The sequence below is a fragment of the Pseudomonas sp. FG98 genome (genome assembly GCF_057808595.1).
Map to the genome: position 1 here is coordinate 18,712 of NZ_JBMDIJ010000048.1, position 24,657 is coordinate 43,368.

Sequence of the window (24,657 nt, forward strand, 5' to 3'; positions counted from 1 at the left end):
GCCGCTCAACGGGTCAATAGCCAGGAAAGGTGAGGCATCTTGGCCGACGCAGGAGTGCTGCCCTTCGACATTCCGGCGTCGGCGCCTTGAACAAGTGGTCCGGCGCGGTTGACAGGTTGTACGGGCGAGCTCACTTGAGGCGTCATCCCTGGCATTGGAATGGACGAATCCGCAGGTCCGTTGGTGGATGCGCTGTTCGCTTTGAGTGACGATGGTCGGGCTCTCTGAGCGACGGGGTTGGTCTTCCCAGGTGATGCCCCTGCGGTCTTACCGCCTCTCAAGCTTCGAACCGACGATATGACTGTCTTCAACAATGATTTGGATTGTGGCAGCGATTTGCTGATGTTGATCAGGCTGGGCAGCTTGTGTATTGCTGTCGGCACAATTGTCGATTGCATTACAGCTTTGACGGTACCCTCCTGAACCAGCCTCAGAGCTTTTTCCTTTGCCTTCGTTGCCGCAGCCCTTGCAAGCGAACCAGCCCCCATCGACATGACCGAGCCCACCATGGTCAGCATGTTGGCGATACTCATCAATTGCGCATCTTCAGTCACGGTCCCCACCACAGCAGCTCCGACCCCGGCCACGGTGGTCGCCATCGCGCCCATGCCGATGATGAAGCCGGCACTCAGCGCGGGTGCGCTCCAGGGTACGAAGGCCGCCGTGAGGATCAACCCTACAACCATCCCTGCCACCGGCAGCCAGTCCATCCAGCTCTTCTTGCGCTCCGGGGGCTTGGGCAGCGGGACATATCTCACATCCTCGTCCGTCCCGCGCACCCGGTATCCCTCGGGGTTGTCGGGGTTTGGCTTGTGTCCGCTGGGGTCGCTGAAGCGCACCGGGTTGCCCAGGCCGTACATGTAGCAGTTGAGCCCGCCTTCCTCGAACGGACTGAGGCTGTCCGGGCTGTGGAAGCGCATCAGGCTCGGGTTGTAGGCGCGGTAACCGCGGCCAAGCAGGTACCAGCCATTGCCGGGTTCGCGCAGTTCGCCGTTGAAGCCCATCAGGCTGTCCAGGCGCAGGTCGTCCTGTTGTTCGCCGTAGGCGCTATAGGTGGCCTGGCGCAGGCTGCCGGCCAGGCTTTCGGCGATCACGCTGGGGCTGGCATCGGTCAGCAGGAGCAGGGTGCGCTGGTGATCGCCGATCTGCTGTTGGCCCAGTGCCCGTTCGCCATCGCTGAAGTAGTGGACCTGCACGCCATCGCGCACCGTGTAGCTGAGGCGATAGCCCTGGTAGAAGCGCAGGGTCTCCGCCTCCTCGTCCTCCTGCCGCGCCCCAACCAGATGCTGATGGCCATCGTAGCGGTAGTGGACGAGCGAGCGGCTGCCATCGGCGCTGCTGACCTCCAGCAAGCGGCCCTGGCTGTCGTAGCGCAATTGCTGGCCTTGCTCGTCGTTGAGTAGGTTGCCGTCCAGGTCGTACTCGAATGCCTGGGTTTGCGGATAACCACCCTCCAGATAGGTATTGCTCACCTCGACCAGTTGGCAGCTGTCGTCCTCGGCGTAGGTGAATCTGGCCCGGTTGCTGTCGCCATTGGCGAAGGTGGTCAGGCAGAGCTCGATATTGTCCAGGTCATCGAAGCGGAACAACTGGTCGACGATGGCGTTGCCATAACGGTCGCTGGGCAGGCGCTCGCCGGAGCAGGTGTGCTGCTCCAGGCGGCCGCGAAAATCGTAGACGAAGTTTTCCATCAGCAGACTGCGTCCGTCCATCTGGTAGTGGCGGCTGGACAACTGGTCGTCGTCGCCCCAGACATGGCAGAGGGTACGCAGCGGGCTGTCGTTGAGCTGTAGGGTGCGCTGGCAGATGCGGCCGAGGCTGTCGTAGTGGTTTTCGCTGACCAGAACGTCGCCGCTGTCCAGGTCGCGGGTGGTGGTGAGGTGCTGGCGGCCGCTGCTGTCGTACGCGAAGTCCGCCTGCAAGCGGGCCTGGGTCAACTGTTCGAGCCGGCCGAGGGTGTCGTACTTGTACAAGGTAAAGACCCGGTCGTCATTACGCTGCAGCGGCCGGCCGAGCAGTGAGGTGGTGTAACGGGTTTCGTGAGTGCTGCCATCTGCGTCGGTCCAGCGTTCCAGTTGCAGGTGACCATTTGCGTCATATAGATACTCGCGGTCGCCGGCGGCATTGCTGGCGCTGTCGATCCCGGCATCCTCCTTGTCGAAGCGGTAGGTCGCGGTGCCTTCCGGGGTGACGATTTCCTTGGGCAGCTCGCCCAGGCTGTTCTCGTAGAAGTACTGGATGAGGTTGTTCGCCGGTGTCGTGCGCTCGCTGACGCGGCTCTTGTGGCCTTGGTAGCGATAGTGCTCGACCCGCGGTCCGACGGTGACGCTGGTCAGGCGCTCGAGGCTGTCGAAGGTCTGCTCGCCGAGCAGTACCGTGGGCTTCTGGGTGTTGCCGGGAACCACCCGGATCGCGGTGGGCAGTTCGCTGCGGCTGTGCTCGGCGAAGCAGCGCTCCACCCACGCACCACCGGGCAACTGGGTGCGGGCCACGCGCCGCCTGGCGTCATACTCGAAGAGGGTGGTACGGGTTTCCCCCGCGACTTCCTCGTCGTTGCGGATACATTCGCCGTAGCCGTTGTAGATGAATGCCTGGCGGCCCACCACGTTGTCCTCGCCGTCGCGGCGCTCGCTCCAGTCGACCTTGTCGTAGCGGTTGTACTGCACCTGGCTGCGCTCGCTGACCACGGGGGGCTGGTCGCTGCTCTCCTTGCGGGTGCACAGCAGGTCGCCGCCCTCGCCGAAGGGCGAGCGTTCGCTGACCAGCACCACCCCATCCGGCAGGGTGGTCCGGCAGACCTGGCCCCAGTCGTCGTACTCGTAGCGGGTGGTCAGGCTCACTTGGTGCGACCCAAGCCAGTCGTGACTGGTCTCCTCGCACAATTGACCAAGCGCGTCGTAGGTTGCGCTGGAGACTGCTTTCCAGCCGTCGCCGCTGTCGATTTCGCTGAGCACCGCGCGCCCCAGCCCGTCGAAGCAGGTGCGCGCCCGCACCTGCTTGACGTCGGTGACGATGACACTGGCGCGCTGCTCATCACGGGCGACCAGCACATGCTCGTAGCTGCGGCTGGCGGCGAATTCGGTGTTCGGGGCGACGGTCTCGCCGGTCAGACGGTGCAGGCTGTCGTAGCTATAGCGGACCTGCACATCGTTTTCATCGTAGGTCATCAACGTCTGGCCATGCGCCAGTGACTCATGGTGGGTCAGGGTCCTGGTCAAGTCATCGAAGCCGGTGAAGTGTTCGCTGTGTTGCAGGCAGTCTTCATCCAGCACTTGGTCCCTGACAATGGCGTAGACGAAGTCGAGAGTGTTGCAGGTGCCGCCGAGGCGCTCGACCTGCTGCAGATTGCGACCATGCAGGTGCGGATCGTCGGGGGTTTCGTAGTAGCTGCGCTGGGTGTGGTTGAGCAGCACTTCCTGGTCGCCGCGGACTTCGTAGAGAAACTCGTCGCTGACGCTCAGCCAGTTCTCGAGCGGAGCCCCGGCCAGCGGGGCGTGTGCGCTATAGCGATAGCGGGTGACCAGGGTCGGTGCATCGCCCGGGGCATCCGCCGGCGGGGTGACGATGGTTTCCTTGACATGCCGGACGAAGCCGTTCGGGTCTCCCGGGTAGCCATCCTCGCCGTCCTTGTTGTAATAGCGGGTCTCGGTGGTGACGCCGTCGCTACGGATTTCCAGGGTCGGATTGCCTTCGAGGTCGAACTCGCTGTACTCGGTCTCGCTGCGTACGACGGTCGAGTCGTTGCCCAGCTCCCAGCGAGTTTCCACGCTTTTCGGCAACTGGAAGTACGGCGGTTGCAGCTCGAATTTAGTGTCTTCGTCGTGGTAGGTGACGATGCTGCTCCTGATGCACTGTCCGCGGGTCACGCATTCCTTGGTTTGCAGATGGAAGCGGTTGTAGAAGCGCTTCATCGTGCTGGCCACCGTGTCGTCCACCAGATGGTCGATGGTGGTGGTGTACTCGTAGTCGCTGTCGTACTTGTACAACTGGTCCAGGCCCTCGCTTATCCAGTCGATGGCTGTGCCGAAGCCGAGGAAGTTGTGCTCGCTGTAGTCGTAGCGCAGTTTCATCGGCGCAGCGCCGGGGCCGCTGTCGATCTGGTGGTGGGTGACCCGGGGCAGGTTGGGGGGCGGGTTTTTTCCTGGATAGCGGTGGCCCTCGTCGAGATAGTCGAGGGTTTCATGGGCGCCGAGGGGTGTCTTCACCGACTTGATGCAGGTGGTTCCGCGGATTTCCGTGTAGGTGAAGCGCCAGGATGCCTGTTCCGCTACCGGCAGGACGATCTCCATCACCCGGCCGCCGGTGAGCTTCATCAGGTAGCGGTTCAGCGGCTGGTTATCGAAGGGCGGCAGCAATAGCCTGACCTCTGAGGCATGCCGCTCGATCCGCAGCAACTCACCCTGGGGGTCGCGGATCCGCGCCAGGCGCTGGCCGCCCTGGAAGCCCTCGTACTCCAGACTGATGCCGTGTCCGGACGCTGCGTAGATCGCTGTCGGCAGGGCCACACTGCGGTCCAGGCTGCCGCCTAGCTCGAGTATTTCCACCAGGCCGTTCTTGTGCACGATGCGCCAGGTCTGGCTGTCGATCTGCAGGAAACGGAAGGTGTTCAGCTTCTTTTCCTGGAACAGCAGTTCGTTGCCGTTGCTGCCGGTGACCTTGAAGCTCTCGCCGGTATGCAGCGAGAGCATGCTGTTGTGCGGGGTGTACTGGCTCAGGCGCAGATTCCAGCCGAGGCCGTAGCCGCTGTCGTAGGGGTTGAGCGGGCTGTAGTCGAGCATAAGTAGCACGTCCGGGCCGCTCAGGGCGTTGGCCTTGAGCTCGGGCAGGTCGAGGGACAGGGTGTATTGCCCGGTGCGCGGATCGACGTTGCCCTTCAAGAAGTCCAGGTAGTTGAAGGCATTGGAGCTGACTGTGCTGTTGGTCGTCATGTCCAGGGCACCTCTTGAGCGGCGGGGTGGGAAGCGTGGTGTGGTTTGGCGAGGCTGCTGTCAGGGGGGAGCGGGGAGGAAGAGTTTTCCGCAGCGGTAGCCGACTTTATCCCCGTCCGAAAAGTAACGCGAGATGAGGGCCTTGCCGCTTGGACAGGCGAAACGGTGGCCAATAGAGGGAAGCATTTCGCCGAAGGTATTATCAGGCGTTACTTCGAGACGGGTGTCGCCAAGCCAGGCTTCGGTGCATGTATATCGGCTACCGCCATCAGTTTTGATTCCCGTCAAGATGGTGTTTATAGGGCAAACATAATAGTTGTTTGGCCCTGTATTTTTTGCGGATTGCCTATGGTTTTTAAGGGTAACTTCAGTTCCTTTCAATACGGGGGTTGCGCATTGATACGACACAGGGTCATCGTCGTCAAATACATCCAGGCCGGCGCCAGTCATGAGGCGATTACCTCCACAGTTGTAAGTGAGACCGCCGTCGGGATGGAAACTTGTCCAGCGATGATCCACGAGGTCTGGCCACTCGATCGGTTTGGGCAGGGTGGCCCGGGAGGTAACCACCTTGACGCAGGAAAGTTGGTCAATGGCATCCGCTGCCTCACCTTTCAGGTAGTAGTCCACCAATAACAGTCCGGGTTTGATGATGGTGCCTTTGGTTTGGCTGAAGAAGTACTGCATGCTCATGCTTTCAGGGGAGGTGAACTTCAAGGTGGTCTTGAGTTTTATCCAGAAGTTGTCCTCGGTATCAGGTCCATCGGTATTGCAGACACTATTACCGGTCAGGGTTATCTGGGCGGCCGAGGGCAACTCGGAGAAGTAGATATCATCGGTCTTGTTCATGAATGCGCGACACGGACTTTCATCGGCGGGCAGTTCATAAATTCGGGTCTGTCCGCTGCCGGCAGGGCCCACCGGAAGGTTGCAGGTCTTTGTGCCATCGTTCGGGATTTCGTCACGAAGCTGGATATATCCGCCGGCCGAACGCTCGTTCGCTTGTGTGGCGAGGGCGGGGAGCGCGATGCCCATCAGGAGAATGCCGAACAAGGGTTTCATGTTCATGGCGAATCGGCCTTTTTGCATGAGAGGGCATGGGTCACAGTGATTGAACGGGTCGTTTTCCCAGTTAATACCCGTTCACGGCCATTGCCTACTTGGCAGAACTGCTAGGTTGCGAGGGACAGCTTGGAGAGGCTGCTGTCAAGGTGGAGCAGGGAGGAAGAGTTTTCCGCAGCGGTAACCGATTTTCTCTCCGTCCGAAAAGTAACGCGAGATAAGGGCCTTGCCAGTTGGACAGGCGAAACGGTGTTCAAAAATGGGGTGCATTTGGCCAACGGTATCATCCGGCATTACTTCGAGACGGGTGTCGCCAAGCCAGGCTTCGGCACATGAATACCGGTAGCCATCATTCGTAGCCATACCAGTCATGATGGTGTTTATGGGGCAGAGGTAATAGTTGTTTGGCCCTGAGTTGTGGGCGGATTGCCTGTAGTTTTTCACGACAACTTCCGTTCCATTCAGCATGGGAGTTGCGCATTGATACAGGACAGAATAATCCTCCCACATCTCGAAGCCGGATCCGGTCATGATGCGATTGGCTGGGCAATTGAACGTATAACTGCCGTCGGGTTTCAGCCCTGTCCAGATTAGATTCTCGAGGCCTGGCCATTCGATCGGTTTGGGCAGGGTAGCCCGGGAGGTAACGACCTTGACGCAGGAAAGCTGGTCCACGGCATCCGCTGCCTCACCTTTCAGGTAGTAGTCCACCAATAACAGGCCGGGTTTGATGATGGTGCCTTTGGTTTGGCTGAAGAAGTACTGCATGCTCATGCTTTCAGGGGAGGTGAACTTCAAGGTGGTCTTGAGTTTTATCCAGAAGTTGTCCTCCATGTCAGGGTCGGTCGTGTTGCAGAGACTATTACCGGTCAGGGTTATCTGGGCGGCCGAGGGCAGTTCGGAGAAATAGATCTCGTTGGTCTTGTTCATGAATGAGCGGCAGGGGCTTTCATCGGCGGGCAGTTCATAGATGCGGGTCTGCCCACTGCCAGCAGGCCCTACCGGAAGATTGCAGGTAATTGTGTCTTTTTCTGGCAGCTCGTCACGAAGCTGGATATATCCGCCGGCCGAACGCTCGCTCACTTGCGTGGCGAGGACGGGGAGCGCGAGGCCCATCATGAGAATGCCGAACAGGGGTTTCATGTTCATGGCGTGTCTGCCTTTTGCATGAGGGGGCGGGACCTGGATCTTTGTACTTGCCGCAGTTATTGACCGGGTCGTTTGCCCAGTTAATACCCGTTCACGACCGTTGCCTACTTGGCAGAACTGCTAGGTTGCGGGGGGCTGGTAAGGGCGCTGTACTGAAGTCCGTAGCTCACTTCAGGCAATTACCCAGGCGTGCAGGAGGCCACTATGTCCGATCCTTGGCAGGACTTTATCGAATGGTTGGACCAGGGTGATCGTACCTACGGCTGGGGTTGTCTGGTGGCGATGGATCGCAATCGGATCAATACCTTGTTGGTGCAGAAATATGTGAGCGATTTCTCCAGTGGCAGTTATCTGCCGCCTTTCAACGAAACCATCATTACCTCCGATGTCACGGCAGAGTTGATCTACGACTACACCCTGGATTGTCCGCGGCTGTCCTTCGAAAATGCCACGATCAGCGATTCCCGGGCGCGTCTGCGCATGAAAGTGGTGGGCGGTTCGCAATTGTCGGTGGAACAGCACCAGGATGGCTCGCCACGCCTGGCCAGGATCTCGGCGATCGATGTGCTCAACGGTCCTGTCCTGCATATGAACCTGGCCATCAACCGGATGCCGGGGCTGGTGTCGGCGGGCAAGATGGTCCTGAACATCGCCGAGGGCGGTGATTTCGAGATGAGCTTCGCCGATACCGTCGAGCAACGGCGCTTGAGTGGCGCGTATTTCCAGAAAAAGTTCGAGGCGCTGGACGACGACAAGAAGATCTTCGTATTAGGCGAAGTGGGAATCCCGGACGGGAGTTTTCTCAAACCGGCGGATTTCAAGGTGCGCACTCACGGCAAACCGGGAGATCCGCAGGCTGGCGCGGTACTGCTGCTGATCAGGATGGAGGGGGATGGCAACGGTAGTGAGCCACCCAGCGACGCGGATATGCGCTATCTGCTCGATAACGGTCTGGGCTACAGCTTCATCATGCTTGTTGCCCGGGAGCTGATGGTCAAAAAATACTTCGTCCCGGCATGCGAGAAGATCACCCACTCCAGTTCGCCCTTTGTCGGGCGAATGGAGGTTTCGGATGTTCCGGGACAGCATTACCTGCATGCCACTTCGGGAGCGATGGCGCGATATTCATTGAATACCAGCACGTCGACATTCAGCGATGTCACGCTGGATGACATTCGTCTTCCGCTGAGTTCGTTCACGCTGGATTTCACCAGCAGCACTACCTTATTGACCTGGTCGGGCCTCTATACCACGCCGGTGAAGTTTGTTCTCCGCTCCCTGGGATGGAGTTTTACAGGCCAGGTGACAATCGAATTCTTCTTCAAGCGCAGCTACAGGATGCATCTGAAAAAAGTTGAAGGCCTTGTCGAGATCAGGGAGCAGCAGGTAAGCGCGGTAAACACCTGCACAATCAAGCTCGTTGATCAGTCGTCCTTTCCCTCTCCGGTGAGCAAGTTCAATTCCGAAGTGGGGCCGTTTCTGCGTGATCAGGTCATTGCCCGGACTGAAGCAGGCCTCCAGCAGTTCCTGGCCGCATTGACCGATATCCCCTGCGATCAAATGGTCGAGCCGCTGTTTGGCGAAGGCGATAACGTGCATCTGGAAAAATTCGGTTTCTCTCGCGACCTGGCCTTGCATGGCAAGGTCCTGCCATTGACCGACGTGTTCGTTGTGTCCCCCATGGAGTTCGCCATGGGCCCCGGACAGGTCAAGTTGTTCGTGACCTATCCCCTGCGCAGCGTGACCTGGAAAGTGGAGAACCCGGAGGGCGAGAGCGGGCCGGTCGGCACCATCAATGCCCTTGGCCTGTATACCTCGCCCCGGGACCTGCCCAGCCGCTACATCCGGGTCAAGGTCAGCGCTACCGACGGCGCCAGCGGCTACACCAGCAGCGCGCTGGTGACGGTACTGGCCAGCGCCATCAGTATCAGCCCGCAGGTGATGGTGCACAGCGCCGGTTCCAGTCGCGGCCGGGAGATGCGCGCCGGCACCCGTGGTTCGGGCGCGCTCGACTGGGAGGTGGTCGACCCGGCATCCGGCGCGCGCATCGTGCCCAGCGAGGACCCGGAGGGCGACCACACCTACTTCCCTGGCCCGGTCCTGCCGAACACCAGCTTTTCCATCGACCAGATCAAGGTTTCCAGCGGATGGGACAGCCAGCTCGCCTACGTACTGGTCACTCATCACCCGCTGGCAATTATCGTCAAGTCGCAACGCATCGGCAGCGGCGACACCGTTCAATTGACGGGCTACAGCGGCGGTACCGAGATCCCGGCGCAAATGAGGCGGGAGTGGAAGGTGCTGCTTGGTGCCGGCAGCGTCGATCCGACCTCGGGTGTATTCACCCCGGGGGGCGAATCACCCTGGCTGTTTTCCATCGTCACCCTGAAAGTCTGGCTGTCGGAAGCGGTACAGGCGGACGGTTACATCCTGCTGCCGATTCCCTATGTCGAGCTTTCGGAGATTGACTGGACTCCCGCGGATATCTAGCCGGATCAATGCCTTGAAGCCTTTGCCAGGCGTTGCATGGCGGGCACGCCTGCGCCTGCGCGGCCGCCAGTCCTGCTTGGCTACCTGATAGTTCTGCTAGTACCGCCGCTGACGATCGAGGCGTAAAAAAACACAAGGATTTCCAACCCTATCCGCCGGTAGTCCAGGCACTTGTGCAGGAATGATCCATGAACCCGTTTCCGCGTCCTTTCATTCCGTTGCTGCAAGGCACCGACACCATTGACCTGGGTGAGCTGGACGGCGTTCTGGAGACCTATATCAAGTACCCGGGCATCGCCCTGGGTGACTGGGTATATCCCGTCTGGCGCGGTTGTGGTGCCGATGGTCAGGCCCACGACCTGGTGGAGCCCGCCGTGGAAGTCTCCGAGGACAACGGCTACAGCGAGGCGAACGGCCTGCCTGTCAGTATCCCCCGTGAGCTGTTGCTGGCGCTGGACCAGGGCTGGTTGCTGTATTCCTATTCGGTGGCGCCTCAAGGGGGGGCCATTGCGCCAGAGTCCCTGCGCCAGTTCTGCCATGTCGGCGTGCGTACACCCCCGGTAGCGCAGATGCGCGATGCCCACGACCTGGTGCTGGACCCGGACAATGTCACCGGCTCCTTTGCCCTGGCGGTAGTGCCACCCTACGGGGCAATGCGTCCTGGCGACAAGGTGATACTGACCTTCATCGGCTACTGGGAAGGCGAGGAAGAGGATCGCTGGACGCAAGACAAGCCCGTGACCAGGGCCGATATCGGCAAGCCGCTGGCCTGGCAGGTACCAAAGGGCAATGTGAGCTTTATCGAGGGTGGTTACGCCGAAGTGCTCTATCACATCGAGTACGTGTCGGGTGAGCGCAGCCTCGATTCGCCAGTGCAGATCTTCCAGATCGGCCCCGAGACCTCGCCGCGCCAGCCCGCGCCCTGGGTCGATGGCCATGAGGGCGAGGACAACCTCGACCCCGGGGTTTTCCCGGACGGCCTCTACCTGCACGTCCCGGCCTGGCCCGGGATGAGCGATGGAGACTGGTTGTTGCTGCATTGGGTCGGTGGACGTCCCGACGGCAGCGTGATCAAGTCGGTGCGCATGGATGCCTCGCTGGTGGATACCGGGGTCGTCGAGATCTGGATCGAGCCGGAATGGTTGCTGGCGAATGTCGGGGGCGATGTCCGTGTGTTCCATCAATTCGCCCGCGCGGGTCGCTCGTTGAGCAGCGAAACCCTGTCCTTGGGTATCCGTCAGCCATTGGACCTGCTGCCGCCCGTCGTCGACAAGGCCACTGCGGAAGGTGGCAGCGGGGAAAACAAGGGCGTACTGGACGCGGCGCTCGCGGTGTCCGGGGTCTACGTCGATGTGCCGTCGGGGGTTCCGCTCGGACCGGACGATCTGCTGGAGGTGCATTGGGCCGGCCATCCCGCCGGTGGTCAGCATGTCGCTACCACCCCGGCCAATGCCGACAACCCACGGCGCTTCCGCGTGCCCAGCACCGCCGTCGCAGCCAATATCGGCGGCGAAGCCAAGCGCTTCGATGTGTTCTATCGCCTGTCGCCCGGCGGAGGAGCACCACAGAAGTCGGTGCCGTTCCACCTGCGCATCGAGCCGTTCCCGGTTGATCGTTATCCCAATGTCGAGTGCCTCCAGGCCAACACCGAGCTATCCCTCTCCAAGGTGCCAGAAAGTGGCGCCGACCTGCGCCTGCGTAACTGGTACTACATGGCCGAAGGACAATTGCTGATCATCGAGGCCAGGGGCGTGAATGACCAGAATCAGCAGCGCGACCTGATCGTGCGCGATGCCGCCCCGGTCACGGCGGACGAGTTCGCGGCCAGGGAGATTACCGCCAAGTTGTCGAAGGAATATCTCGCCTCGTTGCAACTGGGCCAGTCCTTCCTGCTGGAGGCGCGGGTCAGCTACGACGGTGGCGAGACCTGGATCGAGTTCCGCGATACCAACCTGAAGCTGATCGCCTGATGGGCGACACCGCCCCGACCATTGCAAGAGGACGAGCACCATGGAATACAAAGCCTCCGTTGACGATCTGCTGCAATGGTTGTCGGAGAAACCACGGACCATGGGCTGGAACTGCATCGTCGCCTATGACCGGGTCAAGACCAACACGGTATTGCTCCAGGAATACATCGAGCGCTTCACCACCGGGCATTACCTGGACCCGATAACCACCGAGATCGAGACCACCGAAGGCACCGTGGAACTCATCTACGACTACATCATCGACGCGGGCCGGCTGTCCTTCGAGAACGCGGTGATTTCCGACTCCATGGCCCGGCTGACCATGCGCATCATCGGCGGCTCGCAGATTTCCCTGGAACTGGTCGATGGCATTCCTCATGTGGCGAAGATCAAGTCCATTGATGCCCTCGACGGCCCGCTGCTGTACATGGACATCAAGCTGGAAGCCACCCAGGGCAAGATCACCGACGAGGGCCTGGTGTTCCTCGACCTGTACAAGGCCTTCAATGTGCGTCTGACCTTCGCTGCAACCGACCACGAGCGGGAGCTGGGAGGGGACTTCTTCGACTGGTACTTCAAGAACGAGATCGAAAGGGACCAGCAGATTCATGTGCTCAACCAGATCATGGCGGGCCCCAACCAGTACCTGGTGCCTGAGGAGTTCCATATCCGCACCCATGCGGCACCGGGTGGCAGGGATCCTCGTTCAGCCGTATACGGCTCGGGTTCGGTACTGGTCTTTATCACCACCAAGGATCAGGAGAACGGTGAACTGGTGGTCGAGGACGAGGATCTGCACTACCTGATTCCGGAAGGGCATTCGGCGACGATGCTGCTGGGAAATGAATTTCTGATGAGCAAGATAATGTCTGAAGGCTGCCGGGCGATGGCGAACGACCAGGCTGAGTTCACGTTCGAGTTGATGGGGAAGGAGAATGAGTTTGTAGATTATCTGGCAGTGCGCGGCGGTGAGGCTGGGAGCCTCTCGTCCGTGCCATTGGTCGAGGGGTTCAGGAAATTTCAGGTTTACCACGCTTTTCCAATGAGCGGATCAGCGGCCATTTTGCTGTGCAAGTTCGCCGAGGGGAAAGTCTTGCTTAATTGGGTGGCCTCTACACCTCTACGTGCATCGCTGGAAACCGTAGAAGGCGTTAGGTCGGAGCATCCACTCCCGTGGTCCTGGAATATTGCTCGTCCGTATGAGTTTCGGCAGATCGCTGGAACTGACAGTTTAAAACTCGTGGTCGATCCCATCGGTGACGTGACGACCTTCCAACTTCTAGCAGGAGAAAACGCCAACATCCCTGAAATTTTCTCCAGATTTGACGAGGTTCAGAAGGTGGTTCCGAATTATTTGCTGGAAAGCATCCGGTACCACATGGATTTGCTTGCTGAATCCGCCTCATACATCGATATCTTCCGCCTCAACAGCATCCTGTTCAAAGGCGAGAATGTGGTCAAACTTGCCAGTGCAGTACTGCCCGGCGACCTGGCAGCCTTTGGTAATATTTCGCCCAGCCTGACCCGCTTCGCGATCACCCCGCTGGAGTCCGATATCGGCCCGGGACAGAAGCGTCAGTTCGCAACCGAGCCGGAGATGGAGGGCGTGACCTGGTCGGTGGAGAAGGTCCCGGGTTCTTCCGATGCGGTCGGCAGCATCGATGCCCGCGGCGAATACACCGCGCCGGCCCTGAGCGAGATCAGTGGCAGCTACACCCGCATCCGGGTCACCGCGCAGGTCGGCGAGTATCGCCAGAGCGCATTGATCAACGTGGTTACCCGTGCCATCAACGTCAACCCCATGGTGATGACCTGTCCCGTCGGCACCCAGACCGGCCGGGAGATGTCGGCCGGTGCCCTGGGGGGAGGAGTCCTGACCTGGAAGATCGCCGACCCGAGCTCCGGGGCGACGATCAAGCCGAGCACCATTACCTTCGGCGACCACAACTACCGCCCGGGGCCCCGGCTGGAAGACGTCAACGTCACCGTCGACGAAGTGGTGGTGACCAGCGCGCTCAACGGCGTCAGCCAATCCTGTCCGGTGGTGGTGGTGCATAACCCGGGCACCCTGATCATCGAGTACGAGGACATCGGCAACCCTGACAAGTTGCAGATGCGCGCGCGCTTCCAGGGCAACCTGCTGCCGATCGACGAGCCATTCGAATGGAAGGTGATCGCCGGCTCCGGGCAAATCGACGAAGTGACCGGAGTCTTCACCCTCGATCCCGAGGGGCAGCACAAATTCGCCGTGATCACCGGCATCGTGGATTTCGCCCCTGGCTGGGTGATGAAGGGTTTCGTCATCCTGCCCATACCGTTGCTGCCCATGCCCGAAGCGTTGCGTGTCCAGCGGGTTCATCTGCAGCGCAATCTGCCGCGTGAATAAAAGGAGTCTGGATCATGTCCGAACATACCCTGCAAGCGCTGCTGGCGCAGATGAAGGACCAGCCGGTGACCCTCGGCTGGGGCGCCATCGCTGCCTTCAGCCGCAACCGCCTCAACGATCTGCTGCGGCATCAATACGTAGCGGGGCTCAACGACTTCCGCCTGATGCAGCCATTGAGCATCGAGCTGTCGCTCACCGATGAAGAGAACATGTTCGCCACTTTCACCAATGTGGTGTTCGGTGCGCCGCAGGTGTCCTTCGCGTCGTCGGCCTTGCCCGGGTCGTCGGTCTCCCTGGCGATCAGCATCATCGCGGGATCCTTCAGCCTGGTCAGCCGTGCCTCGGTAGGGCCGCCCCGCCTGGTCTCCTGTTTCGATTTCAGCGAGGAGGAGGGCTTCAACCTGAGCATGCAACTGGACATGGCTACCCTCCTCGGCGAAGTGGACCGCAGCGCCCGTTTTGCCCTCGACCTGGAAAAGGGCGAGCAACCGACCTGCAATGCCCTGCCGGAATGGCCGGCGCAACAACGCATGGGCGAGGCATTGTTCGCCTACATCAAGGCGCAGCCGCGCAATATCCGGGTGTTCCAGATGGGGCTGGTGGATCTCAATGGCTACAACCCGCTGAGCCCCAGGGCGTTTCACCTGTACACCCAGGCCGCGCCGGGTGCTACCGACGGCGACGGCGCGCTGTTGCTGTTCACGCGTCTCAAGGGGCTCGACGAGAATGGCCGCGAACCGGTGCTTGGCAGCGATTTCCCCTATTTGATTCCCAGCGACAGGAACGGCGACGGCCCTTTGTACACCGCCTCGCTGGCGCTCAATGCCGATCTGCGCAAGTGGGTCGAGGAGCGTCCGCTGGATGTGACCGAGAGCATGGCGTTCCCGGCGCGCAACCTGTTCGTCGAAGAGGCGGGAGGGCGCCACGAGCCCCACGATCTGCTGGTTCTCGGCAATATTCGCGGCGCAGAGCAGAGTGCCACCGTGCAACCGCTGGTTAGCAGCCTCAAGGCCGGTGGGCAGCGGCAGTTCGAAGTGCGTCGCGCCGATGGCAGCCTGGTCAGTGGGGTGCAGTGGAGCACCTACAGCCTGGGCAGCCAACTGAGTTCCGGCAGCATCAGTGCCAATGGCCTGTACTCGGCCCCGACGGTCGAGCGTTTGGGCCAGGACAGCCAGCCCTCCATGGTGATTGCCCGCTATACCCTTGACGGGCGGATGCAGGAAAGCTCGGCCATGGTGCTCGACCGGTGTGAATCGATGAGTGTCCAGCCTCGGGCGCGCTCCTTGTCGCCGGGTGGGGAAGCGGTGGATATCCGTGTCTCCAGCCTGGGCGGTGGCGAGTTGCAATGGCGACTGCTGGAGCCGGGTCTGGGCAGCCTGGAGGTGAAGGGCGCTGGCCATGCCGTCTACACACCGCCGGACACCGTGGAGCCACTGGTCAGCCTGCAGAAGATCGAATGTCGGGATGCCCTTAGCGGGGAAACCATCGAGTCCGCCATGGTGATCGTTAGTGCGACCCCCGGCGCGGAGGTCGATCCGCCCTACGTGCCCTCGATCGCGCAGGGCGCCAGCGTGCAGTTCTTTACCAATGTTCCTCCTGAGTACGCACACTGGAGCGTGATCGGCGAAGGTTCGATCAGCGAGGATGGGGTGTTCACGCCCCCGGCCGAGGTGACCTCGCTGATCAGCCTGGTCCTGTGCGACTTCATGCTGGACAACGGCACCAGCATGGCGACCGGGTATGCCACGGTCCAGATGTCCAGGCGGGAGGACAAGCCGCACTGGAGTGCACTGGACAGCTTTGCCATCGAGGCCCCTGGCAGCCTGAACCAGTGCTACGCCAATGGCTACCAGCAGATCCCCTTGCTGATCACGGTGAAGACCCAGCCGGTCGACGGTCAGGACGTTCCCCTGGAGCCATGCGAGCTGGCCACGATGCAGATCGTCGATGGACTCACCGACCTGCCATTGCCTTTCCTCGACGACGAACAGGAGGGCATCGAGTACGGCAGCGGGATACCTTATGCGGTACTGAAGCATCGCAACCGTTTCGACCTGTACGATGCCAATCGCGCCAACGGGCAAGCACCAGCGGAGCTGCCTGCGCCACGCGACGAATCGGTCCGGCGGCACATGCTGTATGTACACATCACCGCACAGGGGCCGCGCCGCTTCTACGCGCAGTTCCAGGACATGTTCGGTGGCATCTGGAAGTCCGATGCGTTCCTCAGCGAGGGGGATATCTATCTCACTGGGGAGCGGCTGCCGAACCCGGATTCTGTCAATGACTACGAACTCGTCCGCGAACGGGCATTCAGTGACTCGGGCTACACCGGCCCCGATGGCACCGATGAATTCAACTACATCATGAAGTCAGTGGATTACTGGACAGTGCTCTACAGGCGCATGGGGATCTACCAGATACCGTTCGCCACGATGTTCATCGAGGCCAATTGCTCGACGATCCAATGGGAAAGCGAGCAGATCGACGAGCTGTTCTTCAGCTTCACCGGTCATGCCTTCTATCCGGCGGTCTATGGCGAACACGACAAGCCACCGGCGCGTCTCACCTTCGACCCTTATTACCGCTTGCTGCATCAGCAACAGGGCGGATTGCCGATCAGGGAGGAATTCGAGAGTGTCCTCTACCGGCCTGCCCCCGGGGAACTGATGATCAGCCTGCACCGGGTCGACGACATGACCTTCTGGTACGACGAGATGGCCTACGGCGATAAGGACAGGATGTACCGCCAGCTGCTCGACCAGCCGCTGATCTTCGTGCTGATCGACATGGAGGGCAATCGCCATCGCCTGGCGGTGGGCTTCCCGTCACCGACCCAGGATGACAGTCGCAACACCCTGATGATCAACCGCCAGTAATCACCCTTCGAGTGGGCGGTACCCCGGCCAATTGCCGGCGGTACCGCCCCGACAGCGCCATCTCCCCAGGGGGACCTCGCCATGACCATGTCCAGCTCCTTGCACTCCAACGCCTTCAACTTCAAAAGCTTCATGAGCAACAGTGTCGATCCGCGCACCGGCCAGTACACCATCACCATCGACCTGCCCGAGCTCAAGGCCAATGCCCTGATCGGCCCCAGTTTTACGCTGAAGATCGATTACACCGCGCTCAATGTCGAGGACAGCGGCTATGGCCTGGGCTGGAACCTGCGGCTGAGCCAGTACACGCCGCACAATCGCATCCTGTCGCTGTATACCGGCGAAACCTACAAGGTCACTGGTGATGAGCTCGGTGGCGAGCCGGATATCGAAGAGAAGAAACTGAACAGCTTCCGCTTCTTCCATGACGACGAGGACACCTGGCGCGTGGTGCACAAGAGCGGCCTGGTGGAGGTACTCAAGGCCATCGGCACCGGCGAGCGCCGGGTCGCCTTGCCATGGCGGATACTGGGGCCGACCGGGCACCATATCGAGCTGACCTATGCCAACTTCAACGGCACTCACTATCGCCTGGCCAGTATCCACGACGCTACCGGCGAGCTGTTGCGCGTCCAGCGCCTGACCAGCAGTGTGAAGCTGCTCCTGCCGCCCTTCGATGACCAGCCGCTGACCCGTTTCACCATGAATCTCACCGGTGGACGGGTGGTTGAAATCGTGCTGCCGGTAGAGGAACAGGCATCCTGGCGCCTGGAGTACCAGGAGGTGCTTGGCGTCGTCTGCATCAAGCGCGTGAGTACGCCGCTGGGCGGGGTGGAGACCCTCGAATACCGCGATGAAGGTCATCCCTTCCCGGGCACCCCACGGCCAAACTTTCCGCGGGTGACCGAGCACCACATCGATCCCGGCCCCGGTCAACCGGTGATGACCACCCGCTACGACTACACCGAGACCAACTTCCTCGGCAACGGTGCCGCGATCGATTGGGTGAACGACGGCCTCGACCAGTTGTACAAGGTCGGCGCCGGCTACACCTACGGCACTTTCACCCAGCAGTTGCTCGATGGCCAGCCGGTGCGAGCGGTGGACTACAGCTTCAACCGCTTCCACCTGCTGACCGAAGAGGTGACCACCCAGGGCCGCTGCGTGAAGACCGTGAGCACCGAATATCACGACATCGACGGGCCGTTCTCCAGCCAGCCGCCAGAGTTCCAGTTGCCCAGCAAGGTGATCACCCGCTGGTCGCTGTCCGACAACTCGACCCTGTCGCGTACCGAAACCGTTGAGACCGGGTTCGATGGCTACGGCAACCAGACCCGGGAAGTGCGGGCCGACGGCGTGACCACCGTCAACACCTACTACATCGCCGAGGGTGAGGCAGGCTGCCCCGAAGACCCGGATGGATTTGTCCGGCATATCAAGCAGCAGGTGGTGACTCCGGCAGCGGGTGGAGAGGGCACGGCTCCGACCCTGACCACCCATTACACCTACATCGACAAGGCGCCGCTCGATGGCGTCGACAAGAATCGCTGGATGGTGCTGTTCGACGAGCAGTTGCTGGAAGGCAGCACGGTGCTGAAAACGGTACATCACGAGTACCACGACAGCCCGGGCGATCCCATGCTCCATGGTCGTCTCGCCAGCGACAGCGAAACCCTCAACGGGCTGCCGACCTTCACCGACTACACGTACGAACTGATGACGGCGGAGGGCGTGCTGCAAACCACCGAAACCCTTCACGGCTTCGACCAGACCAGCAAGATCCTCGTGCTCCAGCACGGCCTGCTGATCGGCGAGCCGGTGCAGACCTACGACGAGAGCGACGTGAAGATTCGCTACACCTACGACACCCTGCGCCGGGTCACCAGCGAGACCGTGGCGCCGGATTCCGATTACGGCGCGACCCGCAGCTACACCTACACCCTGACCCGCATTGACGGTCAGCGGGCCATCCAGGAGATGACCGATGTCAAGGGCGTACAAACCCAGACCATCGTCGATGGCCTCAACCGGCCGGTGCTGGAGCAACGCCAGGATGTCGATGGCGGCGACGGTGCCTGGCGCACCACCTATACGGCCAGCTTCGATGGCCTGGGGCGCAAGGTCGAGGAATGCGAGTTCGACTGGCTGGTGCGCGATCCGGAGGAAGGCGAGGGTGATGCGCCGGTGAGGTTCGACCTGCCGCTGCGGCATACCTTCGAGTACGACGATTGGGGTCAGCAACTCAGCGACACCGGCCCGGACCAGGTGGTGGTGTACGAGGAAACCGACCCGATCGGCAGCGCGCAATCGCGCTGTCCCATTGTCCGTTCCTGGCGTGCAAGCCAGGCCGGCAAGCAGTCCACTGGCGTGACCGAGACCTGGATCAACCTGTTTGGCAAGCCGATCCATGTCGAGCGCCTCGATACGGATAACAAGCGCGTCAGCCTGCACGAGTACTTCTACGATGGCCTGGGGCGGACCTCGCGCGAGGTGGATGGCCTCAATCACGTCACCCAGTATCGCTACGACGCCTTCGATCGTCTGGTGGAGAACATCCTCCCGGACCTGTCGCGGGTGCAGCGCCGCTTTGCCCTCCACAGCGACGAAGACCTGCCGATCCATATCAGCGTCAATGAGCGGGAGCTCGGTCAGCAGACCTTCGACGGCCTGTCGCGTATGGTCAGTGCCGTGACCGGGGGACGCGAGCGCACCTTCAGCTACGATCCGGGGCGCATGCAGCCCAGAACGGTGACGACCCCGGCCGGGGTGGAGATCACTTACGACTACCAGCCGGAGCTGGGTGACGAACCGCGGAGTCGCCAATTGGCGCCCGGGGTATCCGCCACCTATGACTACGACAAGGAGAACGCCCGGCTGGTCGGATGCGAGGAGCAGGGCCAGGTGATGACGCGGGAGTACTACAGCACCGGCGATCTGAAGTGCGAAACCCGCAGCGAGGATGGCCAGGAGTACTCGATGCACTATGTCTACAGCTTGCGTGGTCGTCTGCTGAGTTACACCGACGTGTTCGGCCAGGTCCAGACCTACCGCTATGACCAGGCAGGTCGTCTGGACCAGACCATCCTGGAGTCCACCACGTCGACCTTCACCTACGACGGACTTGGCCGGCTGCACACCATCGAAACCGATGACAATGCCGAGCAGGTGCATGTGACCCTGACCTACGACGACTTCTCCCGGGAGGTGCTGCGCAGCTTCGACTTCGGGGCGTCCAACCAGCAACTGAGCCAGCAATGGAACGCGGTGGACCGCCTGACCCAGCGCACGCAGAGCGAAGAGGGCGCGCTGGTGCGCCAGGAGGACTACGACTATGACCAGCGTGGTCGCCTGACCGGCTACACCTGCACCGGCTCGCCGCCCCTGGATGCCTATGGCAAGCCGGTGCAGGCGCAGTTGTTCCGCTTCGATGTCATGGACAATATCACCCAGGTCCTGACTACCTTCCCCGGTGGCAATAACCTGGCGGAATATAAATACGACAATCCGGCCGATCCTACCCAACTGACCTCGGTTACCAACAGGCATGAGGACTACCCGCAACTGATCCTTCTGGAGTACGACGCCGACGGCAACCTGATCCGCGACGAGCAGGGCCGGCGCCTGGACTACGATGCCCTTGGCCGGCTGGTCAGCGTGGGCGACGACACTGGCGTGGCCTCCGGCAACTACCGCTACGATCCCCTCGATCGCCTGGCCAGCCTGACCGGCGTAGAGGGTACCGAGCAGCGTTTCTATCGCGAGCAGGACCTGGCCAACCTGGTCCAGGGCGGGCAGGGCAGCACCTTCATGCGCGGCGCCGGCAATCTGCTGGCGGAGCACCAGCTGGATGAGATCAGCCTGTTGCTCGGTTGCGACCAGAAGAACACCGTGCTTCAGGAGAGCGTGGTGGGCGCGACGTCAACGGCGCTGGCCTACACCGCCCATGGCTATCGCAGTGCTTCTGTACCTGGCAGTGCGGAGTCGGGTGGCGAGCCTGATGATTGACGCCGGGGGCGTGAGGGCGGGGGTGAGTCCATCCGATTACCTCGTCCGTTTGAGCGACGCAGGCCGGCGCGGCTGGCCGGCCCGGTGCGCTATCAGCGCAGCCTGATCAGGCCTTGCTCGAAGGCCTTGAGCATGGCTGCGCTGCGCGTGGTGACGCCGAACTTGCGGCGGATATTGCTGAAGTGGAAATTCACCGCCGACTCGCTGCATTGCAGGATATGGGCGATTTCCCAGGAGGTCTTGCCTTCGGCGCTCCACTGCAGGACCACGGATTCCTTGGGGGTCAGCCTGATGGGATCGTCCGGGAAGCCGCGCATGCTCTGGGCGGGAGCGAGGGACGAGGCGCTGCCGAGGGATTGGTCTGCGTACATGAAGTGAGCTCCTGGCATGTGAAGTGCAAATTGAAAAATGACTTCGTAATTCCATTTGACCGGGACGGTACGGGGACACTTATATCGCCGTTTCTTCATGTTGAAACCTGACAAAAATATCAGTTGTGAAGGGTATGGGGTGCTCTTCACGTTTGCGCTGCGGATCGCTCGACCTGATATTTTTGTCAGTTGTTGGCCCTGCTTCGAATTGCTAGCGTGGGATCGTACAAGCAGCATGCTTCGCGAGGAGATTCCCATGACTGGACTTAATGGAATGCAAGCCTGTTCAGCCGATCTGCGTCAGGTCCTGGACGAGTGCAACTTCAGCTATCACCTGGACTTCGCCGAGTTCCAGGTGCTGCACGATGCCGCCGATGCACGGCTGGATGCCCTGGTTCGGCGTTATGGCAATCGTCGCGAGTCCGAACAGTTGCAGCAGTTCCAGCTGGCCTGCGAGCAGATGGCGAAGATGCTCCAGGTGTCGTGCCTGGCCATGCAGCGGGCCCAGTTGGGTGAGCAGGAGCGCCATCAGGTCCGCGAGGCCTATGAGTACCAGGTGGCTTACATCCAGGCGTGCATGCACCGTTCGTTCGAAGGTTTCTGAATCCCTGGTGCTGACCGGACTGCCATCCCCGATGGCTGTTCCGGTCATTGCCCGATCCCCGGCGGTTGCGGACAATCGTTGTCAGTTTTTTTCGCAGCAGGCCGTCCGATATGTCGCAGCAGATCTTCTTCGCCCACGCCAACGGCTTCCCCTCGGCCACTTACGGCAAGCTGTTCGCCGGCCTGGCGCCGGACTACCAGGTCCATCATTTGCCCCAACACGCCCACGACCCGCGCTTTCCCGTGGGGGACAACTGGCTGTTGCTGGTGGACGAGCTGATCCATCACCTGGAACAACAGGCGGAGCCGGTCTGGGGCGTTGGCCATTCCCTGGGCGGGGTACTGCACCTGCATGCGGCGCTGCGCTGTCCGCAGTTGTATCGCGGCGTAGTGATGCTCGACTCGCCGGTGCTGACCCTTGCCGATCAGTGGCTGATCCGCCTGGCCAAGCGCTGGGGCTTCATCGACCGCATCACCCCGGCCGGACGTACCGAAGGGCGCCGCGAAGCCTTCGACGACCTCGAACAGGCGCGGGCCTACTTCGCCGGCAAGTCGCTGTTTCGGGCGTTCGATCCGGAATGCCTGGAAGCCTACCTGCAACATGGCCTGAAGCAGGAGGGCGATGGCTGGCGTCTGGCCTTCGACCCGGCCATCGAGATGCGCATCTACCGCAGCATCCCGCACACCCGGCCGGCTTCCCCGGGCAAGCTGAAGGTGCCGCTGGCGATGGTGCGCGGCAGCGATAGCCGCATCGTCCGCCCCCACCATGCACAAGCGGTGCGACGCATGCCGCTGGGGGAGAACCATAGCGTCACCGGCGGGCATATGTTTCCGCTTGAGCGTCCGGACGATACCGCACGCCTGATCCGTTCGGTGTTCCAGCGCTGGCAGGAGCAATCGGCATGAGCCATTCCGTTGAAGAAATCCGCCTCGACCTGGGCCATGTCGAACTGGCCGCGCACCTGTATGGCCCCGAAGACGGTCGCCCGGTTATCGCCTTGCACGGCTGGCTGGACAACGCCAACAGCTTCGCCCGCTTGGCGCCGAAGCTGCTTGGGCTGCGCATTGTTGCCCTGGATTTCGCCGGGCACGGCTATTCCGGGCATCGTCCGCCGGGGGCCGGCTATGCGCTGTGGGATTACGCCCACGATGTGCTGCGGGTTGCCGGGCAACTGGGTTGGGAGCGGTTTTCCCTCCTCGGGCATTCGCTGGGGGCCATCGTTTCGGTGATTCTCGCCGGCAGCCTGCCCGAGCGGGTCGTGCGCCTGGCGCTGATCGATGGGGTGATTCCCCCCGGTGCCTCGGCACAGGACGCCGCCGAGCGCATGGGCATGGCCCTGGAGGCGCAACTGCGCCATGACGGCAAGCGCAAAACGGTGCATGCCGAGCTGGACAAGGCGGTCGAAGCGCGGATGAAAGGCATGGTAGCGGTCAGCCGTGAAGCCGCCGAGTTGCTGGCCCAGCGCGGCCTGGTGCCGGTGCCGGGCGGGTTCAGCTGGCGCAGCGACAGCCGCCTGACCCTGCCGTCGCCAATGCGCATGAGCGAAGAGCAGGCGCTGAGCTTCGTGCGCCGGATTGCCTGCCCGACCACCCTGGTGGTGGCCGAGGACGGCATGCTGGCGCGCAACACGAGTCTCCTCGAACAGCTACCCTTCAGTCTGGAACGCTTGCCCGGTGGCCATCACCTGCACCTGAACGATGAGGCTGGCGCAACCCTTGTTGCAGACTGTTTCAATCGCTTCTTTGCCATTCCTTGACTTGTATCGGGCAACTGTCGAGGCTTGGCGGGTTTTGATCAGGGAGACAATCATGACCCAGCACGACAGCAGCCCCCGTTTCGTTCGCCACGCCGTGTGCTGCGGCGGGGTTCGCCGATGAGCGCCATGCAAGCCTTTCGCGCCGGTCTGACCGGCCTCCTGCTGGTAGCGGGCGCAGTCCATGCCGGCGGCGAGTTGCCGATTCCCCAGGATTCCAAGGTGGTCGACGAGCGCTCCGCCACCGATCAGGAACGCATCTACCCCTTGGGGGCGCTGCGCAAGATCAGCGGCCAGTTGCGCATGGAAGGGCGGATCGAAGCCCGCGGCGACATCCGTTCCATGACCTGGGAGTTGCCGCCCGAGCGTCGCGCCGAGGAGGCCTTCACCAGTGCCCGTGAAGCGCTGCAGGCCGATGGCGGTTATCCGCTGTTCTGGTGCGAGCGGCGCGACTGTGGTGAAAACAGCCTGTGGAACAACGAGATCTTCGGCAGCGCCCGGCTCTCCGGCTCCGACCAGGATCAGTTCTACATCCTCCTGCGCCGCTCCGGTGACAACGACGACACCCTGGTGGCGCTCTATGCGATTACCCGCGGCAACAAGCGCGCCTACCTGCATGCCGAGCAATTCGAGGCCAATGCCCCGCTGGGCGAGGTGCTGCCGACCCCGGCCACCGTCCTGCGCGAGCTGCGCAGTACCGGCAAGCTCGATTACCCCGACCTGAATGCCGAACCGCCCAAGGCCTGGGTGCAGTTGCTGGCGCGCAGCCTGAACCTGGACAGCAGCCTGCGGGTCAGCCTGACCGGGGGCCAGGCCCAGGGTTGGCTTGATCAGTTGAGTGCGGCGGGGGTTCGTTCGGCGCGTCTCGAGGTGGGTAGCCAGTCGGCCAGTGGCTTGCATGTGGAACTGATTCGCTGACCTTGTGGGGCCAGTGTCGGCCTCATCGCTGCGGTGCGGCGGTCCGACAAGCCAGCTCCCACAGGGCCCGCGTCGGGCACAAATCCTGCGGCTGGCCCGGCATCTTGTGGGAGCTGGCTTGCCAGCGATCAGATCCATGATT

The 24,657-nt window shown here is 61.6% G+C and carries 13 protein-coding genes; 9 read left to right on the top strand and 4 right to left on the bottom strand.

Going from position 1 to position 24,657, the window contains the following annotated elements; all coding sequences use genetic code 11:
* Nucleotides 1-5 precede the first annotated feature (5 nt).
* From ACODSK_RS22650 to ACODSK_RS22660, 3 genes are all read right to left on the bottom strand, one after another.
* Entirely contained in the window at nt 6-4,928 is a 4,923-nt protein-coding gene (locus ACODSK_RS22650) for an RHS repeat domain-containing protein (protein WP_489019322.1), read from the bottom strand.
* Between the two features lie 60 nt (nt 4,929-4,988).
* Nucleotides 4,989-5,996, bottom strand: a complete 1,008-nt coding sequence (locus tag ACODSK_RS22655) for a hypothetical protein (RefSeq protein WP_489019323.1) — start codon at nt 5,994-5,996, stop codon at nt 4,989-4,991.
* A gap of 138 nt (nt 5,997-6,134) precedes the next feature.
* On the bottom strand, nt 6,135-7,139 hold the full coding sequence (locus ACODSK_RS22660; RefSeq protein WP_489019324.1) for a hypothetical protein: 1,005 nt from the start codon (nt 7,137-7,139) through the stop codon (nt 6,135-6,137).
* A gap of 204 nt (nt 7,140-7,343) precedes the next feature.
* Here ACODSK_RS22660 and ACODSK_RS22665 point away from each other — a divergent pair, with 204 nt between their 5' ends.
* The 5 genes from ACODSK_RS22665 to ACODSK_RS22685 all read left to right on the top strand — a co-directional run bounded on the left by ACODSK_RS22665 (nt 7,344) and on the right by ACODSK_RS22685 (nt 20,869).
* The gene (locus tag ACODSK_RS22665) at nt 7,344-9,629 is read left to right on the top strand and encodes a hypothetical protein (RefSeq protein WP_489019325.1); all 2,286 of its coding nucleotides are present in this window, start codon (nt 7,344-7,346) and stop codon (nt 9,627-9,629) included.
* A gap of 188 nt (nt 9,630-9,817) precedes the next feature.
* Nucleotides 9,818-11,599: a hypothetical protein gene (locus tag ACODSK_RS22670; protein ID WP_489019326.1), complete on the top strand. Its 1,782-nt coding sequence runs from the start codon at nt 9,818-9,820 to the stop codon at nt 11,597-11,599.
* Between the two features lie 40 nt (nt 11,600-11,639).
* The gene (locus tag ACODSK_RS22675) at nt 11,640-13,985 is read left to right on the top strand and encodes a hypothetical protein (protein ID WP_489019327.1); all 2,346 of its coding nucleotides are present in this window, start codon (nt 11,640-11,642) and stop codon (nt 13,983-13,985) included.
* Nucleotides 13,986-13,999: 14 nt separating this feature from the next.
* Entirely contained in the window at nt 14,000-16,864 is a 2,865-nt protein-coding gene (locus ACODSK_RS22680; protein ID WP_489019328.1) for a hypothetical protein, read from the top strand.
* Between the two features lie 81 nt (nt 16,865-16,945).
* On the top strand, nt 16,946-20,869 hold the full coding sequence (locus ACODSK_RS22685) for an RHS repeat domain-containing protein (RefSeq protein WP_489019329.1): 3,924 nt from the start codon (nt 16,946-16,948) through the stop codon (nt 20,867-20,869).
* Between the two features lie 92 nt (nt 20,870-20,961).
* On the opposite strand, the gene ACODSK_RS22690 is transcribed toward ACODSK_RS22685, so the two are convergent.
* Nucleotides 20,962-21,186: a response regulator transcription factor gene (locus ACODSK_RS22690; RefSeq protein ID WP_489019340.1), complete on the bottom strand. Its 225-nt coding sequence runs from the start codon at nt 21,184-21,186 to the stop codon at nt 20,962-20,964.
* Between the two features lie 328 nt (nt 21,187-21,514).
* Between ACODSK_RS22690 and ACODSK_RS22695 the strand changes: the two genes are divergently transcribed.
* The 4 genes from ACODSK_RS22695 to ACODSK_RS22710 all read left to right on the top strand — a co-directional run bounded on the left by ACODSK_RS22695 (nt 21,515) and on the right by ACODSK_RS22710 (nt 24,515).
* On the top strand, nt 21,515-21,844 hold the full coding sequence (locus tag ACODSK_RS22695) for a hypothetical protein (protein ID WP_489019330.1): 330 nt from the start codon (nt 21,515-21,517) through the stop codon (nt 21,842-21,844).
* 110 nt (nt 21,845-21,954) lie between these two features.
* Entirely contained in the window at nt 21,955-22,749 is a 795-nt protein-coding gene (locus ACODSK_RS22700) for an alpha/beta fold hydrolase (RefSeq protein WP_489019331.1), read from the top strand.
* A complete protein-coding gene (locus ACODSK_RS22705; RefSeq protein WP_489019332.1) occupies nt 22,746-23,600 on the top strand; it encodes an alpha/beta fold hydrolase in 855 nt (284 codons plus the stop codon). The genes ACODSK_RS22700 and ACODSK_RS22705 overlap by 4 nt, the downstream gene beginning before the upstream one ends.
* Nucleotides 23,601-23,717: 117 nt before the next feature.
* Nucleotides 23,718-24,515 (top strand): DUF4892 domain-containing protein, encoded by a 798-nt coding sequence (locus ACODSK_RS22710; protein WP_489019333.1) that lies wholly within the window; start codon nt 23,718-23,720, stop codon nt 24,513-24,515.
* Nucleotides 24,516-24,657: the final 142 nt, after the last annotated feature.

What these genes read in the sequence shown, in the direction of transcription:
- ACODSK_RS22670 (WP_489019326.1), top strand. Translation starts at nt 9,818, where the DNA reads ATGAACCCGTTTCCGCGTCCTTTCATTCCGTTGCTGCAAGGCACCGAC.
- ACODSK_RS22695 (WP_489019330.1), top strand. Translation starts at nt 21,515, where the DNA reads ATGCAAGCCTGTTCAGCCGATCTGCGTCAGGTCCTGGACGAGTGCAAC.
- ACODSK_RS22710 (WP_489019333.1), top strand. Translation starts at nt 23,718, where the DNA reads ATGAGCGCCATGCAAGCCTTTCGCGCCGGTCTGACCGGCCTCCTGCTG.
- ACODSK_RS22650 (WP_489019322.1), bottom strand. Translation starts at nt 4,928, where the DNA reads ATGACGACCAACAGCACAGTCAGCTCCAATGCCTTCAACTACCTGGAC.
- ACODSK_RS22685 (WP_489019329.1), top strand. Translation starts at nt 16,946, where the DNA reads ATGACCATGTCCAGCTCCTTGCACTCCAACGCCTTCAACTTCAAAAGC.
- ACODSK_RS22690 (WP_489019340.1), bottom strand. Translation starts at nt 21,186, where the DNA reads ATGCGCGGCTTCCCGGACGATCCCATCAGGCTGACCCCCAAGGAATCC.
- ACODSK_RS22665 (WP_489019325.1), top strand. Translation starts at nt 7,344, where the DNA reads ATGTCCGATCCTTGGCAGGACTTTATCGAATGGTTGGACCAGGGTGAT.
- ACODSK_RS22705 (WP_489019332.1), top strand. Translation starts at nt 22,746, where the DNA reads ATGAGCCATTCCGTTGAAGAAATCCGCCTCGACCTGGGCCATGTCGAA.
- ACODSK_RS22680 (WP_489019328.1), top strand. Translation starts at nt 14,000, where the DNA reads ATGTCCGAACATACCCTGCAAGCGCTGCTGGCGCAGATGAAGGACCAG.
- ACODSK_RS22655 (WP_489019323.1), bottom strand. Translation starts at nt 5,996, where the DNA reads ATGAACATGAAACCCTTGTTCGGCATTCTCCTGATGGGCATCGCGCTC.
- ACODSK_RS22660 (WP_489019324.1), bottom strand. Translation starts at nt 7,139, where the DNA reads ATGAACATGAAACCCCTGTTCGGCATTCTCATGATGGGCCTCGCGCTC.
- ACODSK_RS22675 (WP_489019327.1), top strand. Translation starts at nt 11,640, where the DNA reads ATGGAATACAAAGCCTCCGTTGACGATCTGCTGCAATGGTTGTCGGAG.
- ACODSK_RS22700 (WP_489019331.1), top strand. Translation starts at nt 21,955, where the DNA reads ATGTCGCAGCAGATCTTCTTCGCCCACGCCAACGGCTTCCCCTCGGCC.